Genomic DNA, 3,043 nt, shown 5'->3' on the forward strand with positions numbered 1-3,043 from the left:
ACCGCGTGCACGGTCGAGGCGGCCATGCCCAGGCGCCCGGCGATCTGGACCGGGCCCAGCCGGTGCCGCCAGCGCAGCCGTACGATTCGCCGCACCAGACCGACACGGGTCTTCGTCGGTGAGGACCTCGGCCGTGAGCTGCGGTCGGCCATCCCCGCCGGCCCCTCGGCCCGGTAGCGGTCGGACCACTTCTTGGCGGTCCGCGCGGAGACCATGAACATTGTCGCGGCCGCGGTGTGGGTCCAGCCGTGCTCGACGACGAGTTGAGCGAGCCGCAGCCGGGCGCGCGGGGTCAGAGCGGCGTTAGCGTGGGACACGAAGGCCTCCGGTTGTGAAGTGGAGCTGTCTAGGAACCGCTTCACCCACCGGAGGCCTTCGTCTGTCAGCCAGACTCACCGCCCCCGGACGGGACAACCTCCCTGGACATCACACCTAGTGACACGCCCCGTCACCGGGCCAACCGGCATTCCCCCAGCTCAGACCCACTTTTCGCGAACTAGGCAGCTACCTGATCTGTGGAACCCCGGTTGCAGTACTCGACATCGGTGAAGGAAGGCTGCTGACAGTCCACAGCCCCATAATTTCGCGATCGTCGCTGTCCGGCCACACGACGAGCCGGACCATCTCAAAGATCAGCGCATCCCAAGGCCAAACTCCTCAAGCGGCAGATGTATGGACGAGCTGGCTTCCCGCTGCTCCGGCAACGGATCCTGCTCAGCTGAACACGTCACACCACCGCTTCTGTGCCAGAGCCGATCTTGAAACAGTCCCGCACCTGGCCGGCTTACCCCGGCCCGGGTCCGACGCAGTTTTCGACACATCTGCCCAACGACCCTACTCCCCGCCTGGGCGCCCACACCCAGCCGGCCCGGCTCCGGGCGCCCACCCGGCTCCCGCAACCGACACGCCGCGACCAGCTACGACGTCGGCAAGACCGTCACACGTGACCGCATCATCACCGCATAACGACAGCGCACAAGTTAAAGATCAAGCTCAGGCGTTCCGGGGACAGCCCCCGGAACGCCCTCTACGATTCGAGGGAATATCAGGCCTGGTGAGGTGGTGGTTGTTCCGGCGTGGGATGAGCGGGGCCGGAGTACCTGGTTTGGGTCCAGAGAGTGTCGACCGCCCACAAGCCGGGGCCGGTCGCGGCTAACGCAAGCGCGGCAGCAGCGATGACACCGACCAATTCCCACCCACCCTCAGCAACGAACACAACCGTTGGAGGATGAACGAACACCACCGCACCGACCATGGTCACGGCCACGACGAGCCCCACCGCAGCGGTCGCTGCGCCGACCAGCAGAGCTGCTCCACCGAGCAGTTCCACCCCCATGACCACCGCCGCACTCAGCGCAGGGAGGGGAACTCCCATGCCGGCGAACATCTGGGTGGTATCCTCGACACCGAGACTGGCTTTCTGCAGGCCATGAGCGATCAACACACCACCGAGCACCAACCGAGCTAGTAACAACACGATACTAGCGGCCGGAGCAGGCAACCGACTAGCTCGGCTTATCACAATCCGCACCACCTTACGATAACCCCCCTGAGAAGACTGCGCAAATGCAGAAGCGCGATGTCACCCGTGGTCAACGTCGCACAGCAAGGCTGATCGCGGCGCTGGCCTCCGACAAGCCAGCTCTTAGCTGAACGAGCGGGCCAGCTAGATGCTCACCCGCTTGCGCAGAGATCGACCGGACGGCATTCCGGTCCACCTCCGGTTCGAGTAGCTGCTCCGCGCCCAACGTTGTGAGCAGAAGAAGTAGTATCGCACCTTCAAGGGTGAACGTCGCCGGCTGACGCAGCATTGTGCGCAGGATAATGCCCGGCTTGCGTACTGCCGACGGATCAGCTACCGCGAGACACGCCTGACGTCGTCCAAGTAGACTGCGGCGGTGGATGACGGTGAGCACGTTACAGCAAACAAGCTCCTCGCATACTAGCTCAGTCACTGACGGCCCGAGCGTGTCCACCCATGCCCGGACAGGGTGTCGCCGTGGTTCACGCGTAATGTTATCTAGCGTCAAGGTCGCTCCCCTGCTCAGGTTCCCTGGCCGCTTCCCCGTGTCGAGAACGCACCGGTCCTCGCGGACTGTCAGCAAACCCGCGATCACTAGCTCAGCTAGCTGTGCCCCGACTAGACCACAGGTCAACCGGTACGGATCGAGTGCCGGGCAGTCCCTTATCTCGTCATAGGCGATCAGGAAAAAGTCGGTCGCGAGCGAATCGCAATTCATCCAGCTCCTCACGGGACTGTCAGATCAACCTCGGTGTGGCCAGGGCTGATCAGTCAAATGTTGCTAGAGACAGCGCAGGCCATGTTAGAGCGTCTACTGAGCGACGCTACAGCCGGACCCGCACCCGCTCCGGTGGGAACAACGCCAACTGCACCGCCGACTCCACCGGACCGGGCCGGCCACTCCGACCGCACCGCCTGCACCGGTTTCGTCGGTCGAGTCGGCTGGGATCCCCGGGATCTCTGGGACCTTTAGGATTCGACAAGCATGGGAAGGGCACCTCACCCACAAGGAGGAAGAAAAGGGATTCTAGAACAGGACCCGGACACCGACAAGCAGGGTCGGGACGCGGCAGGGCAGCCTGCGGCACTCCGGCGACTACCGGGAACGGGCGTCTACCGCACTGTGCGGCGGCTGCGATACAGCCCTAGGGTGTGTCTCCTAACTCGGCCGGTCGGGGCTGCGCGATGATCAGCAGGTGTCGCGTCGTGCGGTCCTGACCGATGTCCAGTGGGCCCGACTTGAGCCGTTGCTGCCCTCGTCGGACGGGATGCCGGGCCGCCCGTTCGCTGATCACTGCAGGGTGGTCGAGGGGTCATCTACCGGTTCCGTTGCGGGTTGGCCTGGTGTGATGTCCCGGTCGAGTTCGGTCCGTGGCAGACCCTGTGGAAACGCCACCGCCGCTATGTCGGTGATGGCACCTGGGATCACATTCTCGCAGCTCTGGGGTCTGCTGCAGGGGTAGGTGACATCTGATCTGGCTTGCCCTGTGGGTGAGCTGAGAGGATGTAGCCGTGCTCAAG

4 protein-coding genes are annotated in these 3,043 nt (G+C 64.2%); 1 reads left to right on the forward strand and 3 read right to left on the reverse strand.

Translation table 11 applies throughout. The features are described from left to right. The 3 genes from FVA95_RS28175 to FVA95_RS34155 all read right to left on the reverse strand — a co-directional run. The coding region (locus FVA95_RS28175) for a leucine zipper domain-containing protein (protein ID WP_149664620.1) at window positions 1-317 on the reverse strand (317 nt) is incomplete at its 3' end. Between the two features lie 728 nt (window positions 318-1,045). Next, window positions 1,046-1,534 carry a DoxX family protein gene (locus tag FVA95_RS28180; protein ID WP_368667379.1) on the reverse strand — a complete coding sequence of 163 codons (489 nt, stop codon included), beginning with the start codon at window positions 1,532-1,534 and terminating at the stop codon, window positions 1,046-1,048. 58 nt (window positions 1,535-1,592) lie between these two features. Beyond that, the gene (locus tag FVA95_RS34155; protein ID WP_161992513.1) at window positions 1,593-2,240 is read right to left on the reverse strand and encodes a GPP34 family phosphoprotein; all 648 of its coding nucleotides are present in this window, start codon (window positions 2,238-2,240) and stop codon (window positions 1,593-1,595) included. A 597-nt stretch (window positions 2,241-2,837) separates the two neighbouring features. On the opposite strand from FVA95_RS34155, the gene FVA95_RS34160 reads away from it, so the two are divergent. Beyond that, a complete protein-coding gene (locus tag FVA95_RS34160) occupies window positions 2,838-2,996 on the forward strand; it encodes a transposase (RefSeq protein ID WP_368667380.1) in 159 nt (52 codons plus the stop codon). Window positions 2,997-3,043 lie beyond the last annotated feature (47 nt).

This window comes from Pseudonocardia sp. EV170527-09 (assembly GCF_008369905.1).
Taxonomy (GTDB): domain Bacteria; phylum Actinomycetota; class Actinomycetes; order Mycobacteriales; family Pseudonocardiaceae; genus Pseudonocardia.